The sequence below is a fragment of the Epibacterium ulvae genome (assembly GCF_018678075.1).
In the GTDB taxonomy this organism is placed as follows: Bacteria; Pseudomonadota; Alphaproteobacteria; order Rhodobacterales; family Rhodobacteraceae; genus Epibacterium; species Epibacterium ulvae_A.
In genome coordinates this window covers 1-17709 of the sequence record NZ_JAHHIR010000089.1, presented here as the reverse complement: position 1 = coordinate 17709, position 17709 = coordinate 1, and the positions used below count along the sequence as shown (strand labels likewise).

The following is a 17709-nucleotide window of genomic DNA, read 5'->3' as shown; positions in this document are numbered from 1 at the left end:
ATAGGCGCTGACGTCAGACAGAGAAATCCGGTTGAGGCGCTGCGACGTCAACGGTTTCAGGGCGACTTTGCTGAGCGGTTCCCCGAAACACGCAGTGCTGTGACCAGCAGCTAAACGCAAAACGACATGTGAAATTGAAGCGACCGGTGCCTGACAGCACCGGTCGTTTTGCATGTTAGCAGGTTGTTTGGATTGATCGGGGCAAACTGAAGGAGTTTTCAAGGGAAGCGGCGGTGCCGCAATACCCAAGTGATTTCTGGAGCGAGCTGGGGGCAACGCCAAATGAACGCTTGAAGGCTTTGCTGAAATGAGACGGATCGGAAAAGCCGAAGTCAAAGGCGATATTGGTGATCGAGGCGTGCTGATTTTTCAATATGTCTCTATGGGCACCTTCCAAACGGGCTTGCCAAAGCCAGCGCATCGGGGTGGTGCCCTCGGCACTGAACAATCGGTTGAGCGAGCGGGCTGAAATACCATGATTTGCACAAATCAGGTCAATGTTCAGATCTGCATCGGCCAGATTTTTCTTCATGAATCTCTGGATATCGTAGAGCTGTTTTTCCTTGTGTGCTTTCTCTGAAAAATCCTCGGAAGAGAAGACATGATCAATGCTTCCGAAAATCAGATCCAAAGCCGAGGCTTCGACGTTTTTGGAAAGCGTATTGTCGAGGCTCCCGTCATCAGGTTGAAGCTGGTCTAATATCAATCGGGTGAATTTACCCGCTTGTGAGTTTACCGGCACTTTCCGCGCCGTCAGTTTTTCGACCCGGCTCAAACGGCTGGTAACGTGCGACCGTGGAAAAGCGGCGACAAGGCCACGTACATTTCCGACAAAATTCATTCCGAAGGGTTTGCTCTGATCATAGAGAACCACATCGCCCGGCTTAATTCGGACAGATCTTTCCGCTTGGGTGAGATCGATATTCCCGTGTTTGACAGTGCAGATCATGATGTGATCACGGGGGTCTCTTCTGATGTCAGATGCCCGCCGAATGAGTGGCATATCAGAGTCGCGCGAGTTTGCGGTAATGTCTCCAAGTCCGATTGATCCGGACTTCCACGAGTGCACGGAGCCTCTGAATTCGGGGTTGTTTATGCTCTCACATTCTGTCGTTGAAAAGTCCCGGCAGGTCGATTGGTGCCAGCTGTCAAATCCAGGGCCCGTTTTGTAAATAGAAGCGTTCCGTGCATTCAGCATAACAATCTCCAAGTCGATGTCTAAGCTCTTAAACAAGAAGATAGCTCAATCGGGTTTCGTGCAAGATTCGCTTATTTTTATGATCTTTTCACGTTCGGCGGTGATTGGCCGTTTGAGCACATCTTTTGGCATTCAGGGACAAGTGCGGAGCCAAAGAATCCTTTTAACTTCAATGAAGACAGCCCTGAAACAAGCAAAGGAACGTTGCAAATACCCTGCCGCCACCGTTTTTCGGACGGATTACTATGTTACTTTTTCAGCGTCAGAATTACCGGCCGCCTAATTTTTCACCGCTATATTATCTTCGCGCGGTGACACCCATTAGAGCCTACTTTTGACGGCGCAAACTTCGGACGCCCCCGCATCGGGCAACTGTTGGCATCGAGAAATTTTACGTCGTGCTGCAGGCATAAATTCCAGTCCTCCCACTTCGGCGGCACAGCCGTCGCGGATGGAAAATTCCAAGAAGAGTCCAAACTCTCTCAACAAAAAACTTACCTACGAAAGGGAAAAAAAATGTCGATTTCACGTCGAAGCTTTTTGAGAAATTCAGCCGCAGGGGGGGTAGCACTTGCGGCGCCTTCACTGATTGCGAATGTTGCCCGGGCCGCTGATGGTCCGATCAAACTGGGCAGTCTGCACGACCTGTCCGGCCCGCTTGCCGCGACCGGCGAGCCGATGGTCTATGCGACCCAGCTTGCTGTTAAAGAGATCAACGAAAGCGGCGGTCTGCTGGGCCGTGAGATTGAGTTGATCAACTATGACACACAATCCAACATCCAGCTCTATTCGCAATTTGCCCAACAGCTCGCTGTTCGGGACAAGGTCGATGTTGTCCACGGTGGCATCACCTCTGCATCGCGTGAGGCAATCCGCCCGATCTTTAATCGGTTCCGGACGATGTATTTCTATAACACGCTTTATGAGGGTGGCGTTTGCGATCGCAACACGTTCAACTTTGGCACTACACCCGCGCAAACCGTTGAAAAACTGGTTCCCTATGCGATGGACCTGTGGGGCAAGAAAGTCTATATCATCGCGGCTGACTACAACTACGGTCAGATCACCGCGAAATGGATGCGGAAATACGTCGAAGACAACGGTGGTGAGGTTCTCTCGACTGACTTCTTCCCACTGGATGTGACAAACTTCGGGCCTTCGATTTCCCGTATTCAAGCGGCAAAACCTGACATGTTACTGTCCGCGATGGTGGGCGGAAATCACACCGCATTCTACCGTCAGTGGGTTGCTGCTGGTCTGAAAGACGAGATTCCAATCGCCTCAACCACCTTTGGTTTGGTCAACGAACCTGCGACGCTGGAAGCGGCCGAAAGCAATGGTGTGCTGGGCAGCTATGGTTACTTTGAAGAGCTGCAAACCCCTGCAAGTAAAGCGTTTGTTGATGCCATCAAAGCTGAACATGGCGACAAGACACCCTACATTAATGAGCCTGCAGCCGCGACGTATGAAGCGGTTCACTTGTGGGCCAAAGGCGTGGCTATTGCTGGCACCGCTGACCGCATGCCGGTCATTGAGGCGCTCGAGACAGGTCTGTCGTTTGATGGCCCCAGTGGGAATGTGTTGATCGATCCAATCACCCACCACGTGACCCGCAATGCGTACCTTGCCGAAGTTAAAGACAAAGCCTGGAACGTTCTGGAGACTTTCCCCGATCAACAGCCACTGGACACAGCTGCAGTTTGCGATCTGAAGGCAAACCCAAACGACACAACTCATTACGAAATCGATATTTAAGGATCTGAAAATGGATATCGCGATCATCGTTGGTCTGGACATCATTAGTGGTATTGCTTCGCTGTTGCTTATCAGTGCCGGGCTAGCGGTGATTTTCGGAATGATGAAAATCATCAACCTCGCGCATGGGGAATTCCTCATGCTCGGGGCTTACACTACCGTTCTTTCGGTTTCGGCGGGGGTTAACATATGGCTTGCGATGCTGGTCATATCCCCTGTCGTTGTCGGATTGTTTGGGGTCATCGTTGAACGGTGCCTCATTCAATTCCTATACGGCCGGCTGGTTGACACCATGCTGGCAACATGGGGTCTCAGTTTAGTCATTGTCGGTGCAACGACGATGATTTTCGGGAATACAATTGTTGGCGTGGCGTCGCCTTTGGGTGGCTTCAGTGTTGGCCAGTATCAAACGAGCCTCTACACGCCGTTTCTTGCTGTTATGGCTATTCTGTTGATGGTGCTCATATGGGCCGTCATGCGGTTCACGCGTGCCGGCTTGATCGCTCGTGCGGTTATGCAGAATCCTGAAATGGCTGCGACTCTCGGCGTTAATCCCGCCAAGGTGTACATGGCGACTTTCGGCGCTGGCGCGGCGATATCCGGTCTGGCCGGTGGTCTGTTGGCGCCGGTTGCTGGCATCGTACCTACGATGGGCGCAGCCTATATCGCAAAAGCATTCATCACCGTGGTTGGCGGCGGCACTTCAATTCTTTGGGGATTGATCAGTGCGTCAGGTCTGTTCGGCTTCATTAACCAGATCGCCGCGTTTCTTACGACGCCGGTTTTTGGCGAAGTGATCTTGTTTATCTCCGCTGTGATTCTGATCCGGCTGCTGCCCCTGGGCATCTCGGGTAAATTTTTCAAAGGACGCCTCTAATGCCCAAAATCCATGGAATGACAATCGCCCTGATTGGGTCCGCTATTGCTGCAGTGGGCGTGATGATCGCCCCCCTGTTTGTTGATCTGTTTCAGATCATGCAACTGACGGTCTTTGCGGCAATGGCAATTCTTGCACTCAGTTTGGGGTTCATCTGGGGATACGGCGGCATTCTGTGCTTTGGACAAACCTCGTTTTTCGGGTTGGGCGCATATGCATACGCCGTCGCTGCGATCAATTTCGGAGACAGCACCCCGGCAATCGTGTTGGCGATTATTGTCCCCGTCATTTTTGCCGCGCTTTTGGGCTATTTCATAATCTACGGCGGTGTAAGCGACGTTTATCTTGGGGTCATTACCCTGACTGTGTCGCTTATTTTGCTGAACCTTGTGAACTCCACCGCTGGCGATGTCTACAAGATCGGCACGGCACGGTTGGGCGGGTTTAATGGCATTCCAGGTGTGCCTACCATCAACATGCCCGGTGATAGTAGTTATATTCTAAGCCCCGAACAGGCGTGGATTCTCACCGGTTTGGCCTTGATAGCGGTCTACCTTGGCCTGCGGGTGCTGATTGCCAGCACGTTCGGGCGGGTCATCATTGCCATCCGCGAGAATGAAACGCGCGCGGCGCTGCTTGGATATGACCCCCGCATTTACAAGCTGCTGACCTTCATGATCGGCGGTGCGGTAGCCGGGTTTGCTGGGGCGCTTTATGTGAACTGGGGCGCGTTTGTCAGCCCGACGATCTTTGCTCTTGGCCTGTCTGCCCAGATCATCATTTGGGTCATCATCGGAGGCCGCGGTACACTTGTCGGTCCGATTATCGGCTGTCTGCTGGTGCAATGGATGGTCACCGAAATCGGCTCGCAACAGACATTGGATGCAAGTTTCATTCTGGGCGCGGTTCTGATCGGCTTCGTTCTGCTGGTGCCCAAAGGTATCGCCCCAACGGTGCGAGATTTCGTGGCCGCGCGCCTGTCGCGCAGCAATAGCGACACTGTCATTGAGGATGTCAAACAATGAGCGTTACACCACTTTTGGAGACAAAAAACCTGACAATCCGTTTTGGCGGGGTGACGGCGGTCAACAATGTAAACTTCACTCTCAGAGAGCAGGAGCTGCGTTGTCTGATCGGGCCGAACGGTGCTGGAAAGTCGACATTCTTCAAGCTTCTGACAGGGCAGTTACAGCCAACCGAAGGTCATGTGCATTTGCGCGGCAAGGATATTTCTGGCGCGTTTCCCCACCAGATTTCGCGGTTGGGCGTTGGCATCAAAACGCAAGTGCCCAATGTGTTTGACGCGATGACGGTTGAGGAAAACCTATGGATCGCCGCGCGTCAGAAACACACGCCAATATTCTCAAGCGATCTGGCAGAAGCGATCATGACACAACTGCGATTGACGGGGATAGCCAAACGCGAGGTCGGGCAGCTGTCCCATGGCCAGCGCCAATGGGTCGAGATCGGTACGGTGTTGGCGGGCGAGCCTGATCTTATTTTGCTGGATGAACCAGCTGCTGGGATGACCCACGACGAAGTGGATCGAACGGCAGAATTGATCCTCGAGATTAACAAGAAGCGGGCTTTGGTTGTTGTCGAACATGACATGCAGTTCATCAGAAAGATCGCAAAAACAGTAACGGTTCTGCACCAAGGCGCGGTCCTCATCGAGGAGGATGTGCACACCGCCCTACAAGACAAGCGTGTGCAAGATGTCTATCTTGGAAAGGGGTTGGCAGTATGATTTTGGAAGTGAATGAGCTTCGTTCTGGCTATGGCCGCATACCAATCCTGATGGGGGCCACACTGAACGTCGCGGAAGGTGAATTTCTAGGCATTCTGGGTCATAATGGCATGGGTAAAACCACGCTGATGAAAACCCTGATGGGGCATTTGCCAGCAACCGGCGGCACGGTGAATTTTGCAGGTCAAGACGTCACGAACCTCAAACCACATCAAAGATCTGGAGTAGGGCTGGGGCTGGTCCCCCAAGGCAGGCAGATTTTTGCAGATCTTACCGTGCACGAAAATTTGCGGATGGGAATGGCTGGACAGTCCAACGAAGACCCCGCGTTTATGGACGATGTTATTTCGTTGTTTCCACGCTTGCAGAGGCTGATGGACCGTCGCGGTGGCGCATTATCTGGTGGTGAGCAGCAACTCTTGGCCCTTGCGCGTTGCCTGTGTTCGCGGCCCAAGCTGATGCTTCTGGATGAACCAACCGAGGGCATTCAGCCGTCGATTTTGGAAGAAATTGTCGAGACCTTGCTCGTCCTGCAATCGCGTGGACTATCGCTCATCCTTGTCGAGCAAAACCTTGAATTCATTGGCGCTTTGTCCAGCCGCGTTCTGACGATCCAAAAAGGGGTAATCGCTGGTGAGATGAGCCCGCAAGACCTGAAAAACCCTGATGTCGTTGCTCAATTCGTTGGCATGACAGCCGAATAACCAATGGTTGGGCCACAAGGTCCAATTGTTCCTGAATAAATGAAACTAAAATATACAGTGGAGAAGACTATGACGGTTAAAAGACCAAGCATCGAGCAGATCATGAGCATCGGCACGCAGTTGGGGATGACCCTGACACATGCAGAGGCTGAAGAATACCTTGGCCTGATGGCAGGTAACTTAGCGGCTTATGATGTCGTAGATGCGGAGCCCGATTTCACACCGCCAGTGACCTATCCACGCACAACAGGATTTACCCCTGTGCCTGCTGATAACCCCTTTGGGGCCTGGGCGCGCAAGGTAAAGATCGAAGGCGCAGCTGAGGGCAAACTCAAAGGGAAATCGGTTGTCCTGAAAGACAACGTAGCACTGGCAGGCGTGCCCATGACTAACGGGGCATCAACGCTGGAAGGGTTCATCCCCGTTGCAGATGCCACAATTGTCACACGTATACTCGATGCGGGTGCGACGATCGAAGGCAAGTCTGTCTCGGAATACTTCTGCTTGTCGGGCGGCAGCCATACATCAAAGCCAGGCATGGTACATAACCCGCGCCGTGCCGGGTATTCTGCTGGCGGTTCGTCCTCAGGGTCGGCGGCCCTTGTTGGAGGTGGCCTGATTGATATGGCAATCGGCGGCGATCAGGGCGGCTCAATCCGCATGCCTGCGTCATTCTGCGGGATCGCTGGCATGAAGGCGACGCATGGTTTGGTGCCCTATACTGGCGTTATGCCAATTGAAGCGACCATCGACCACACGGGGCCGATGACCACCACGGTTGCAGATAACGCGCTGCTGCTGGAAGTACTGGCGGGGGCTGATGGGCTGGACCCACGCCAATATGCCCCTCAGGTCGACGACTATACTAAAGCGCTGGATCGTGGCGTGAAAGGCATGAAAATTGGTGTACTGAAAGAAGGCTTTACCCCAGCGAACATGATGCCAGGCATTGCCGATTCCGTCAAAGAAGCGGCCGAAACATTCCGCAGCCTTGGGGCCATTGTTGAAGAAGTCTCCATTCCCGATCACTTGTTGGCGGCAGCAATCTGGGCGCCTATCGCGCTGGAGGGCCTTCAGTGTCAGATGATGCAGGGCAACGGCATGGGCATGAACTGGAAAGGTGCTTATGACGTCGGATTGGTGGATCACCACGCAGGTTGGCGCCAAAAAGCGGATGACCTTTCGGAAAGCCTGAAAATCAGCATGCTGCTGGGTCAGTATGGCATCGACCATTTCAACGGTCGCTATTACGCCAAGGCGCAGAATATCGCGCGCAAAGTCAAAGCAAGCTACGATGCTGCGTTTGAAAACTACGATATTCTGCTGATGCCAACTTTGCCGATCACGGCCTCTAAGCTGCCTGAGACAGATGCGTCCATTACCGAAATCGTAACCCGCGCCTTTGAGATGATTGCAAATACCGCTCAATTCGACGTGACGGGTCACCCCTCCATGTCGATCCCTTGCGGTCAGGTTGACGGTTTGCCCGTAGGCCTGATGTTGACAGGTGCAGACTACTCCGAAAGCACCATCTATGCTGCCGCAGCAGCCTTTGAGGCTACTGTTGACTGGACAGGCGGGTCCAAATCCTAAGAGTACGTTCGAAGCACTGCTTCGAGATACACGTTTAAAATCAGGCCAGAGGTGTCCGCCGCTGGCCTGATCTTCCCTCCATTGCCATAGCTGCACCCGCTTGTCCCAAAAGGTGACGGGCACCCAGAAATGTGACCCGCGATAGCGGCTCCAACACGTTGCGAAAACAGGAGATCACCATGACAATCAAACGCCCGACGGTCGAAGAGGTTCAAGCCGCCGCGTTGGAAATTGGCATCCATTTTGATGCTGCCGAAGCTGCTGTATATCACGAACTGATGCAGGGTCAGCTTGATGCTTATGATCTTGTGGATAGCCTGAAGCCGGAAATGCCTGACACGATCTACCCGCGATCCGCGGGAGAAATGCCTGCGCCCGAGGACAACCCCTATAATGCATGGGCCATTAAATCGACTATCAAGGGGTCGGGCAAAGGCGAGCTGGCAAACAAAACCGTTGCCATTAAAGACAACGTTAGCGTGGCGGGCGTGCCAATGTCGAACGGCACGTCAATATTGGCCGGCTATGTACCCGATAGCGACGCAACAATCGTCACGCGCATTCTGGATGCAGGGGGTGACATCCTCGGCAAGGCCAATTGTGAGTATTACTGCGCCTCGGGAGGGAGCCATACCTCCATTAACGGTGCCGTTGAAAACCCTGTTGTGCCGGGGTTTAATGCGGGGGGGTCTTCGTCTGGCTCCACGGCTTTGGTTGCTGCGGGGCTGGTGGACATGGCCACAGGCGGGGATCAAGGGGGATCAATACGTATCCCTGCGTCTTATTGCGGCGTGGTCGGGCTAAAACCAACGCATGGTTTGGTTCCATACACCGGTATCTTCGCTGTTGAGCTGACCTTGGATCACGCAGGGCCGATTACGCGTACTGTCGCTGACAATGCATTGATGCTTGAAGTCATGGCCGGTCCTGACGGTCTTGACCCGCGCCAAAGCGGCACGCCCGCACAACCCTATACTCAGGCGTTGGACAAAGGCGTGAAGGAGCTTCGGATTGGTATTGTGTCTGAGGGTTTTGGCACCCAGGGCGCAGAGGCCGAAGTGGATGCGCGGGTTATGGAAGCTGCTGAAAAACTCGGCGTTGCCGGTGCGGTCGTCAGTACGGTCTCGATACCGTTGCATCCCGCAGGGGCTGCGATCTGGACGCCGATCTTCCTTGAAGGCACCTATGATCTGATGCTGCGTAACAACGCTTATGGCACAAACATGAAAGGCGTGTTCGACGAAGGCCTGATGGAGGCACAGGGCCGTTGGAAAGACCACGCAGACGAGTTTTCGGAAACTGTAAAACTAGGGATGTTGACCGGCCACTTTACGGCGTCGCGCAACAAGGGCCGCTATTATGGGAAGGCGCAGAACCTGAACCGGCTCTTGACTGCCGATTATGCGCGCGCCCTTTCCGAAGTCGACATTCTGATCATGCCGACAACACCGATGGCCACGACACGTTTGCCGCCAAAGGATGCTGGCCCCGCTGAGGTGATTGCACGAGCCTTTGAAATGGTCGGGAACACCGCACCGACGTGTGCAACCGGTCATCCGGCGATTACTGTTCCCGTTGGCACGACCTCGGACGCGCGCCCGATCGGCGCCATGTTGATTGCGCGACATAATGATGAAATGACACTGTTCAGTGCGGCACAAGAGCTTGAGAACGCGTACTCCTGATTTGAGAAAGGGAGCGCCCTTTCGCCCGCCTTTTGGTGGGCGGAGGGACGTTGGGTTTTGCTACGCCAAACTCTCGGACGCACAATGAACAGAAAAGACTGAGACAACGCATGAAAGAACAAAACGGCCTAAGTGTGAACTACCGGCTTCATCCGGCGTGGCGCATCGCGTTCGCCTGCGCTGTTTGCGTGTTTTGTGGCCTTGGACTTGGCCGTTTCGCATTCGGGATTATGTTGCCGTCTATGTCGACGTCGCTGGGGTTGAGTTACGGACAGGGCAGCATGTTGGGGTTTGCCAATCTCCTGGGCTATCTTGTTTCAGTGTTGGTCGTGCCGTCTATTTTAAGGCGCTGGGGCACCCGAAACGTGGTAACGGGCAGCCTTTTCATAATGGCACTGACGATGGCTGCAATGGCCGTGACCGACGGCTATTTCGTTTTGTGTCTGCTTTATCTTTTGACGGGAATTGGTAGCGGAGGAGTGGTATTACCGTCGATGAGCATCATGTCCCAGTGGTTTGCGCCATCCCACCGGGGGATGGCTGCGGGCATTGTGATGTCCGGACCCGGGTTCGGTATCATTCTGACTGGCTTCATCGTACCCAACCTCATGCCCTTCGGGGAATTGCAGTCATGGCAAACAGGATGGCTGGTCTTTGGTCTGTTCACTGTCGCTATTGGTGCTTTTGCTTATTCACTCATTCGAAACCACCCCAACGATTTGGGGGTTGAGCGGTTCGGGCAGGCGGCGATGACATCGGCTACACAGGTGTCCCGTCTAGACGGGCGCGCCCACATGAAGCTGCTTGTCCATCTGGGTCTGATCTTTGGGATCTATGGCGCAACTTATATGATTTATGTTACATTCATCGTAACCAGTATGATGGATCGCTACGGCATGACAGAGGACTTTGCCGGTTGGTTATGGGCGTTTTTCGGACTGCTCAGCGTTTTTTCTGGCATAGTCTTCGGCTGGATATCTGATTGGGGCGGGCGACGGTTGGGGTTGGTTGTTTCATTTGCCGTCTTAGCAACGTCTTACCTTTTGGTGGGTTTTTCCGAAAGTTCATTGGCGCTTTATGCGTCAGTCACCTTGTTTGGTATCGCAGCTTGGAGCGTGCCCGTCATCATGGCCGCAGCAACGGGCGACTACTTTGGTCCCGCAGCAGCGGCAAGTGCATTGGCAATTTCCATGATCGTATTTTCAGTCGGACAAAGCGTGGGACCCGTGGTTGCTGGATATCTGGCAGAGCAAAGCGGTGACTTCACGACAAGTTATTCTGCGGCAGGTCTGGCGGCTATATTCGCCGTAGTCCTAACCCTATTGCTCCACGCGCCCGAGACAGTCGAATAATATTATTGAGATGTAGCCTAACAAGGCGGCACTGTCGTTTTCCTGTTCCGCCCTCAGCCGATTTGTCGCAGATCATCAAACACGTTGCCATTAGCGCGCGCTAGATAGACTGGTGCGGGGTTCTTTGAATTTGAGATATACGTCGCGTTTCTTACACCCTCATAAGATACTGCGCTGTTGGGTTTGGGTGCGATATCACTCCTGTCCATGAGACGCGCCAGAAACTTGACCCCCTCGAAGGCTGATTGCCCCAACGCATTTAACATAGGAGCGCGATCACCGTGGAGGCTATGATATTTTTCGCGAAAATTGGCATTTCTGTTGGTGTTCATACAGCCGAAATAAGTCGACGAGCAAAACAGGCGTTCAACGTTTTTAGCGCCACTTGCCAGCAAACCGTTTTCTTCAATAGCACAAGACAGCCTGACAGCTTGCTGATGCAAATTCTCGCGGCCAAAGAGCCGATTGAAATCGACGGCATCTTGGCCGACCAGTGAAACGAGAACCCCGTCCGCCCCGCTTGATTTTATCTTTTCGATGGTTGTTTCTAAAAGATCGCTGCCAAACGGGACGTACTTCTCGATGGCGATATTTGCGCCCAGTTCGGCGATTTGATTGCGGGCAAAGCGATGGGATACGCGGGGCCAGACATAGTCGTTGCCCACCAAAGCCCAATTGGAAATTTTGAAGTCTTCTGTCAGTTTTGTGATGGACGGGCCCAGCAGCTTTTCTGGCGTGTCCCCAATTGTAAATACTTCTGGTGAATTCACAGCACCTTCATAAAGCGGGGTGTAGATAAACGGGATGCGTCCGCCGATCGTATGGATCAATTGGTCTCGCACAGCGCTGATATGCATGCCAACGATGGCGTCAATCGCCTGCTGATCAATGAGCTTGCGCAGTGTTTCTTCGGTTTCATCCGCTGTTTCCGCAGCTGCGTCTAGAACGAATATTTCAACCGGCTTGCCTGCGATCCCACCTGCATTGTTCAGCTCGTGAACAGCCAATTGCGTGCTTGCGATGCACGAAGGCCCCCAAAGTCCGGCGGAGCCGCTCATCGGGACGAGCAGGCCGATACGAAAAGCCGATGAGGGCCCGAGAAGGTCAATGCAACCATCAAGCGCTTCACGCGCGTAGCGCCACACTGGTTTTTGCTTTGCGCCTAAAAAACTCTTTTCCATGATTCCATCTCAAGTTTAATAAATATACTAACTGGAAATGGGTTACTTTAAAAAGAAAACGATTCGTATATTCATATTAAGAGTTAAGATATGCCTAAAGAACCATCACCTGTTAACTCTTTCATTACCTATTCGCTTGCAGCGGCGCATCAGCGGTTGCATCGCAAGATTGGGAAACGCCTGAAATCTCTCGGGATGCAGATTGAAACATGGCGTGTTCTGCAAAGTTTACGCACAGACGATACATATACCATGAGTGAGCTTGCTGAGGTGGTTTTGATGAATCCACCTGCCTTATCCAAGCTCGTCGATCGCATGATTGCGGATGGTTTGGTTCAAAGGCAGCTAGTCCCTGAGGATCAGCGCCAAGTGCGCCTGCTGCTCACTGATTTGGGCGTCAGCATCGCGAACGAAATTACTGGCTACGTGAACGAACAAGAGGACCGGATTCTAGATCTCATAGGCCATGAGCGCGCCGATTTCCTCAAAAAGGCTCTCGACACGCTCAATTAGGTGGTTTCGTGGTTAGGCTATAGCTTAGACACCCCATCCCAGCGCAGGTATGAGCAGTCCTTCAAGGTTTTCCAACGTCAGGAATAGTCCCGCTCCAGCAATCGCAGCGCCAGCAAGCCGTGGTGTGATGGCAGAGGCTTCAAGCGCTTTCATAACGCTAAACACGATATAACCAGCCAAAACCGCTATCAAATATTGAATAGCTCCCAAGCCGATCAGATAACCCAGCAGAACGGCGGGACCCGCCGCTGTTTCCTGTGTCGCGATTGTGTCGCCAAATGCAGATCCATGGAACAAACCAAACAGCGCAAATAAAGAGACCGTTGTTTGTAGCGATGGCGTCTTGCCCGACAGGACAACGGCACCAACGACGACCAAAGACAGTCCGATGATGAATTCCTTGATCGGAAGCCCGACGCCAAAGCTCATCATCACGCACCCTAAAAGCATGGCTGCAATATACGCGAGAGGCGCGGTAAGTTTGAAACCTGTGTAGGCTGCTGCAATGCCCACAGCGATAACAAAGAACATGTGGTCAAAACCCAACAACGGGTGCCCAATTCCAGAAAGAACGCCGTCTGACAGGGTTTCCATCGGCAAGCCGCCCAAGGGGTGGTGTGCATACGCAGGGCTGGACAGCAGGCCAGCAAAAGCGACCAAAATTGATTTCTTATTCATTTAGTTCTTCATTCTTTTTAACAGGACTTTGCATAGCAATCGTTAACTGCAATGCCATTCCCTAGTGGTGATGATCGTGGTGGATTCCACCTGCACCTTTGACGAAGACAGGGGCTTCGCCATGCGCCCGTGCGTGATCCGCCGCTCGCCAGTCTTCCAGCGTAGCCTGCAACTTGTCATCGCTTGAGACTTGCTTGGCGACGATCAGCTTTTCCAGTGCACCAAGCCAGTGCATGTAATAGGTGTCGCCCAAATCTGGGTCACCACCAGCCTGAGCGATCCTGATTTCGCCAGAAAGGGCCTTGCACCATTCGCCCCATGTGAAGATATTCGCTTCAGCCATTTTTAGGGTCATGGCGAAAGCACGTGCTTGCCAAGGTTCTTTGAAAACGGGGCCTTCTTCATCTTTGGGGATCAAAGGCGTTTCTTGCACTTCTTGTGTTGAGACAGACTGGATCATGACAGTTTCTCGATGTAATCGTCAAACATGTCGATATAGACGTAGTCCGTAGCGCTGTATCCTTCGCCCCAAAGCTCTCGCATGGTGAATTTGACGGAATAGCAATTCTGATGACCTTCCCCATGATGGGCCACCACGTCGTTGAAGTGGAATACACCATGATGCATGTTAACGACGCCTTCTTTACCTCTTACGTATCGGGCCAATCGGGTATGCGTTGTCGGGTTGATGTTCTTCATGCGAACTTTGTCCCCAACCGCAAATTTCGAGGCCAAGTCTGAATCCGTGACACGAGCTGATGCGCCGCCAGACACCAAACCAGGGACGACTTCTGCTGTAAGAGCGGCCATTACTGTGTCTCCCCTGCAAGTTCTGCCATTTTCGCGTCGATCTCTTCGGTTGTTATTGTACCGCCCTCGACCAACAGCGTTTCAAACGCACCCAGCCAATGTTCGTAGTATGAGCTTTCGAGGTAATGCTGGTTGCCAAGCCGCTCGATTGCGTGGCGGAACACGTCAACGTTTATTATCCCGCCCGCAAACAGAGAGAAGAACCAGCCAAAGATCGGTTTCTCCCATTCATAGTGAAATGTGGCCTCGTTTTCTTCGGGATTGATCGGACCAAAGCCCTCCATCCCGCCAAGATCGTGAATTGAATTCATGTCTTAATTCCCTCTTTCTGAGTTTAAGCAGGCATATCCGCAAGCTTCACGCCGATCATTGAATCGCGGGATACAAGCTCTTCGAGTTGTTCTACGCTCATGCCATCGGTTCCTGAAGGTCGTTGGGGAAGCACCAGATAACGCAGCTCCGCGTTGCTGTCCCAAACGTGGATTTCGGTGCTGGCTGGCAACTCTGTTCCGAATTCCAACAACACGCTGCGTGGGTCGCGAACAACGCGCGACCGGTAGGGGGCCGCCTTGTACCACACTGGCGGCAGGCCCAAAGTTGGCCAAGGATAACATGAGCACAAAGTGCAAACGACGACGTTGTGAACACCCTCTGTGTTCTCGACGACAACCATGTCTTCGCCCTGAACACCCGAAAAACCCAATTCGGCAATAGCTGCCGACGCATTCTCCATCAGGCGTTTCTTATATTCAGGATCTGTCCAAGCTTTTGCGACCACTTTGGCCCCGTTCCTTGGGCCAATTTTGGTCTCGTAAGTTTCAACCAACAGATCAATGGCGGCTGGATCTACAAGGTCCTTTTCCACCAAGATTGATTCCAGTGCTCTTACACGCAATTCCGTGTCGGGCAGGGGGTCGTAGTGATGATCGTGAGGCATAACAAGTACTCCTTTTGTTTGAATAATTTATTCAGGAAGACGCGAAGGCGTCAGCAACCTGATAGATTGTTTTTTCATCCCAATATTTGCCGACCAGCATCGCGCCGATGGGTAGCCCATCGCTCATGCCGCATGGGATTGACATGCCTGGATGACCCGTTGCGTTGAAAGGTGCCGTGTTTCCAATCATCTCAAACGCACGTTGCAGGTAGAGCGATAGCGGTGCATCTTTCGGTGGCAGCGGGGTCGCTTTCATCGGTGTTGTTGGCATCAGAAGAACATCACATTCCGCAAGGGCCGCATCATAGGCAGCTGTCAGGCGGCGCAAGATGTTCTGGGATTTGGCATAGTAGCGTCCGCGATGGTGACGTATGCCGAATTCTCCTACAAACATTGACACTTTTAGGGAATCCGACAGCTCGTCCGCGCGTGTGCGCCATGACGAATGTGCGTCAAGCAGGCTGGTGGCATATTGCCCTTTCCAGTTCATTCCCATGCCATTGCCGTGCATCATTTGCCACTGCAGACCTTCCAACGCGATTGGCGTCCAGATTGCAGGTGCGATCAGGTGCATGGGCACCGAAATCTCCGACACTTCCGCGCCCATACCTTTCAGCTTTTCCGCCATTTCGCGCACGGATTTATCAACATCTTCTTCGCTGTTTGCGTGTCCGAAACCTTCCTTCAGGACACCGACCTTCAAACCCTTGACGCCTTTGCCCAGTGCCTCTGTATAGTTGTGTGTTTCCACGCTGTACTGGCGCGGATCCAATCCATCTGCGCCTGCCAATACTTCGAGGAACAACGCGTTATCGGCGACGTTTTGGGTAATAGGGCCGAGGTGGTCGATGGTTGCTTCAATCGGCATCGCACCTGTGTAGGGGACCAGTCCGTGGGTTGGTTTCATGCCGTAGGTGCCACTGAAGGAGGACGGCATTCGGATTGACCCGCCTTGGTCACCGCCAATTGCCATATCAACTTCGTTCAGGGCCGTGACGACTGCGCTGCCTGATGATGACCCACCAGAACTATAGCCCATTTTGTAGGGGTTATGGACGGGACCTGTTGCATTGGTATGTGAACCACCTGACAAGCAAAAGAATTCGCAGTGGGTTTTCCCCGCGATTGTACCGCCCGCGTCCAGAACACGGGTAATAACGGTTGCGTCAATGTCAGGCATAAAGCCCTCAAGCGTCGAAGAACCGTTCATCATCGGAACACCAGCCACACAGACATTGTCTTTTACGGCGATGGTTTTCCCTGCGAGCTTTCCTTCGGCCGCTCCTTTGATGTCGGTCTTCACGTACCAAGCATTGTGCGGGTTATCTTCTGGGGCAGGGCGGTAGCCCGGGGTTCTAGGGTACTTTGTTTCTGGTATCTCGTCAGGCAGGCTTTCGATCAGGTCATATGCCTCGAAATTTGGCTCCATCAATTCTAGAAACTCGCCTACACGTTCAGCTGACATATGCATGCCAAGGTCTGCAACAATTTCTTGCATTTGCGCCAAGGTTGGACGTTTGATTGTCATCTTGAAGTTGTCTCCCGATCATCTGCGCTGAGTGACTATCTCTGCGCTGTCTTATGTTTGAATATTCTTGTCAGGAGAGGTGAAGATCATCCCTTCGAAAATATTCGGTTGCTACGATGCTGTAATAGTTCTCTATTTTACTTTCCCAAGCAAGTAATTTCTTGACTTCCGCAAAGTGGCGGCCTGTTTTTTAAGCAGTGGGAGCTATTTCTGATTGGGGTAGGGCGCTAATGTCGACCCAGAAAACCTGAAAACTAGTCGGGTTTCCAACACGCTAGCTGTGGATTGGGGTCGAGTCCGGCTGAGTGCAGAATAGGGCGGTAAGGAGTTTTCTCCCCTTGGAAAAGCGGGATAGCGGCTCTTCGCTGCACGAAGCATGAACTGACAGTCTGCGGACAAAGCACTATTTCGCTGCAATTGCACCAAAGTCGGCTTTGCCTCACCGGTATCCAATCAACGGTGATCCGCGAGATTCTCGCCTCACATATCGGAAACGGTTAGAAGTGGCCCGTACCCATTCGCTAATTGCGGGGTCATCTTGAGTCTTCAAAGGTTCGCCTGTGATTCCTTCTCCCGACTCGAGGTTGTGGGGCATGTATTCTATCTCAGGAAAGCATTCCGCAAATTTGGAATCCAATGTCTGACGTCAGCGCCTATTGGTCCAAATAGCGTTATTTGATAAGAGAGTGTTTCTGGCTCATCGTAACCACTGAGGAGTGGAAGATGAGACAGACAACTGGAACCCGCAAAAGTCCTGGCGAGAAGATCGTCAAAGATATCAAACGCGCCACGCGCAAACATTACTCATCCGAAGAGAAGATCAGGATCGTTTTGGACGGCCTACGCGGCGAGGACAGCATTGCAGAGCTGTGCCGTCGTGAGGGGATATCTCAAGGCATCTATTACAAGTGGTCCAAGGATTTCATGGAAGCTGGGAAGCGGCGCTTGGCTGGTGATACGGCACGTGCTGCGAACACAGACGAGGTCAAAGACCTGCGCCGTGAAGCCCGTGATTTGAAAGAAGTCGTTGCAGAGCAAACACTAGAACTGCGTTTGCTCAAAAAAAGCATGACAGGCGATGGGGGCGACCACGAATGAGGTATGCCGCATCCGAGAAGTTAGAGATCATCCGTTTGGTCGAGGAGAGCCAC

The 17709-nt window shown here is 52.7% G+C and carries 17 protein-coding genes and 1 pseudogene; 10 read left to right on the top strand and 8 right to left on the bottom strand.

Annotated features, from left to right (window positions below; translation table 11 throughout):
* Positions 1–175: 175 nt before the first annotated feature.
* A complete protein-coding gene (locus tag KMP13_RS18235) occupies positions 176–1198 on the bottom strand; it encodes a helix-turn-helix domain-containing protein (RefSeq protein ID WP_215267406.1) in 1023 nt (340 codons plus the stop codon).
* 516 nt (positions 1199–1714) lie between these two features.
* Between KMP13_RS18235 and KMP13_RS18230 the strand changes: the two genes are divergently transcribed.
* From KMP13_RS18230 to KMP13_RS18200, 8 genes are all read left to right on the top strand, one after another.
* Positions 1715–2953, top strand: coding sequence for an ABC transporter substrate-binding protein (locus KMP13_RS18230; protein WP_215267405.1), 1239 nt, complete (start codon positions 1715–1717; stop codon positions 2951–2953).
* 10 nt (positions 2954–2963) lie between these two features.
* Positions 2964–3830, top strand: a complete 867-nt coding sequence (locus tag KMP13_RS18225; RefSeq protein ID WP_215267404.1) for an ABC transporter permease subunit — start codon at positions 2964–2966, stop codon at positions 3828–3830.
* Positions 3830–4855, top strand: a complete 1026-nt coding sequence (locus KMP13_RS18220; RefSeq protein ID WP_215267403.1) for a branched-chain amino acid ABC transporter permease — start codon at positions 3830–3832, stop codon at positions 4853–4855. The genes KMP13_RS18225 and KMP13_RS18220 overlap by 1 nt, the downstream gene beginning before the upstream one ends.
* Positions 4852–5577 carry an ATP-binding cassette domain-containing protein gene (locus tag KMP13_RS18215; protein ID WP_215267402.1) on the top strand — a complete coding sequence of 242 codons (726 nt, stop codon included), beginning with the start codon at positions 4852–4854 and terminating at the stop codon, positions 5575–5577. Before KMP13_RS18220 ends, KMP13_RS18215 begins: the two co-directional genes overlap by 4 nt.
* Positions 5574–6281 carry an ABC transporter ATP-binding protein gene (locus tag KMP13_RS20710; protein ID WP_251363944.1) on the top strand — a complete coding sequence of 236 codons (708 nt, stop codon included), beginning with the start codon at positions 5574–5576 and terminating at the stop codon, positions 6279–6281. Before KMP13_RS18215 ends, KMP13_RS20710 begins: the two co-directional genes overlap by 4 nt.
* A gap of 69 nt (positions 6282–6350) precedes the next feature.
* Positions 6351–7874 (top strand): amidase, encoded by a 1524-nt coding sequence (locus KMP13_RS18210; RefSeq protein WP_251363943.1) that lies wholly within the window; start codon positions 6351–6353, stop codon positions 7872–7874.
* Between the two features lie 179 nt (positions 7875–8053).
* The gene (locus KMP13_RS18205) at positions 8054–9559 is read left to right on the top strand and encodes an amidase (RefSeq protein WP_215267401.1); all 1506 of its coding nucleotides are present in this window, start codon (positions 8054–8056) and stop codon (positions 9557–9559) included.
* Positions 9560–9669: 110 nt separating this feature from the next.
* A complete protein-coding gene (locus tag KMP13_RS18200; RefSeq protein ID WP_215267400.1) occupies positions 9670–10911 on the top strand; it encodes an MFS transporter in 1242 nt (413 codons plus the stop codon).
* A 53-nt stretch (positions 10912–10964) separates the two neighbouring features.
* Here the strand turns inward: KMP13_RS18200 and KMP13_RS18195 are convergent, their stop codons facing one another.
* The gene (locus KMP13_RS18195) at positions 10965–12092 is read right to left on the bottom strand and encodes a substrate-binding domain-containing protein (protein ID WP_215267399.1); all 1128 of its coding nucleotides are present in this window, start codon (positions 12090–12092) and stop codon (positions 10965–10967) included.
* A gap of 90 nt (positions 12093–12182) precedes the next feature.
* On the opposite strand from KMP13_RS18195, the gene KMP13_RS18190 reads away from it, so the two are divergent.
* Positions 12183–12605 carry a MarR family winged helix-turn-helix transcriptional regulator gene (locus KMP13_RS18190; protein ID WP_215267398.1) on the top strand — a complete coding sequence of 141 codons (423 nt, stop codon included), beginning with the start codon at positions 12183–12185 and terminating at the stop codon, positions 12603–12605.
* Between the two features lie 24 nt (positions 12606–12629).
* On the opposite strand, the gene KMP13_RS18185 is transcribed toward KMP13_RS18190, so the two are convergent.
* The 6 genes from KMP13_RS18185 to KMP13_RS18160 all read right to left on the bottom strand — a co-directional run bounded on the left by KMP13_RS18185 (position 12630) and on the right by KMP13_RS18160 (position 16558).
* On the bottom strand, positions 12630–13283 hold the full coding sequence (locus KMP13_RS18185; protein ID WP_215267397.1) for a HupE/UreJ family protein: 654 nt from the start codon (positions 13281–13283) through the stop codon (positions 12630–12632).
* A 61-nt stretch (positions 13284–13344) separates the two neighbouring features.
* On the bottom strand, positions 13345–13743 hold the full coding sequence (locus KMP13_RS18180; protein WP_215267396.1) for a nitrile hydratase accessory protein: 399 nt from the start codon (positions 13741–13743) through the stop codon (positions 13345–13347).
* Positions 13740–14093: an SH3-like domain-containing protein gene (locus KMP13_RS18175; protein WP_215267395.1), complete on the bottom strand. Its 354-nt coding sequence runs from the start codon at positions 14091–14093 to the stop codon at positions 13740–13742. Before KMP13_RS18175 ends, KMP13_RS18180 begins: the two co-directional genes overlap by 4 nt.
* Positions 14093–14404 carry an SH3-like domain-containing protein gene (locus KMP13_RS18170; protein ID WP_215267394.1) on the bottom strand — a complete coding sequence of 104 codons (312 nt, stop codon included), beginning with the start codon at positions 14402–14404 and terminating at the stop codon, positions 14093–14095. The genes KMP13_RS18175 and KMP13_RS18170 overlap by 1 nt, the downstream gene beginning before the upstream one ends.
* A gap of 23 nt (positions 14405–14427) precedes the next feature.
* The gene (gene nthA, locus KMP13_RS18165; RefSeq protein WP_215267393.1) at positions 14428–15030 is read right to left on the bottom strand and encodes a nitrile hydratase subunit alpha; all 603 of its coding nucleotides are present in this window, start codon (positions 15028–15030) and stop codon (positions 14428–14430) included.
* A 31-nt stretch (positions 15031–15061) separates the two neighbouring features.
* The gene (locus KMP13_RS18160) at positions 15062–16558 is read right to left on the bottom strand and encodes an amidase (RefSeq protein ID WP_215267392.1); all 1497 of its coding nucleotides are present in this window, start codon (positions 16556–16558) and stop codon (positions 15062–15064) included.
* Between the two features lie 723 nt (positions 16559–17281).
* Between KMP13_RS18160 and KMP13_RS18155 the strand changes: the two are divergent.
* A pseudogene (locus KMP13_RS18155) lies at positions 17282–17709 on the top strand (transposase); the annotation flags it as partial.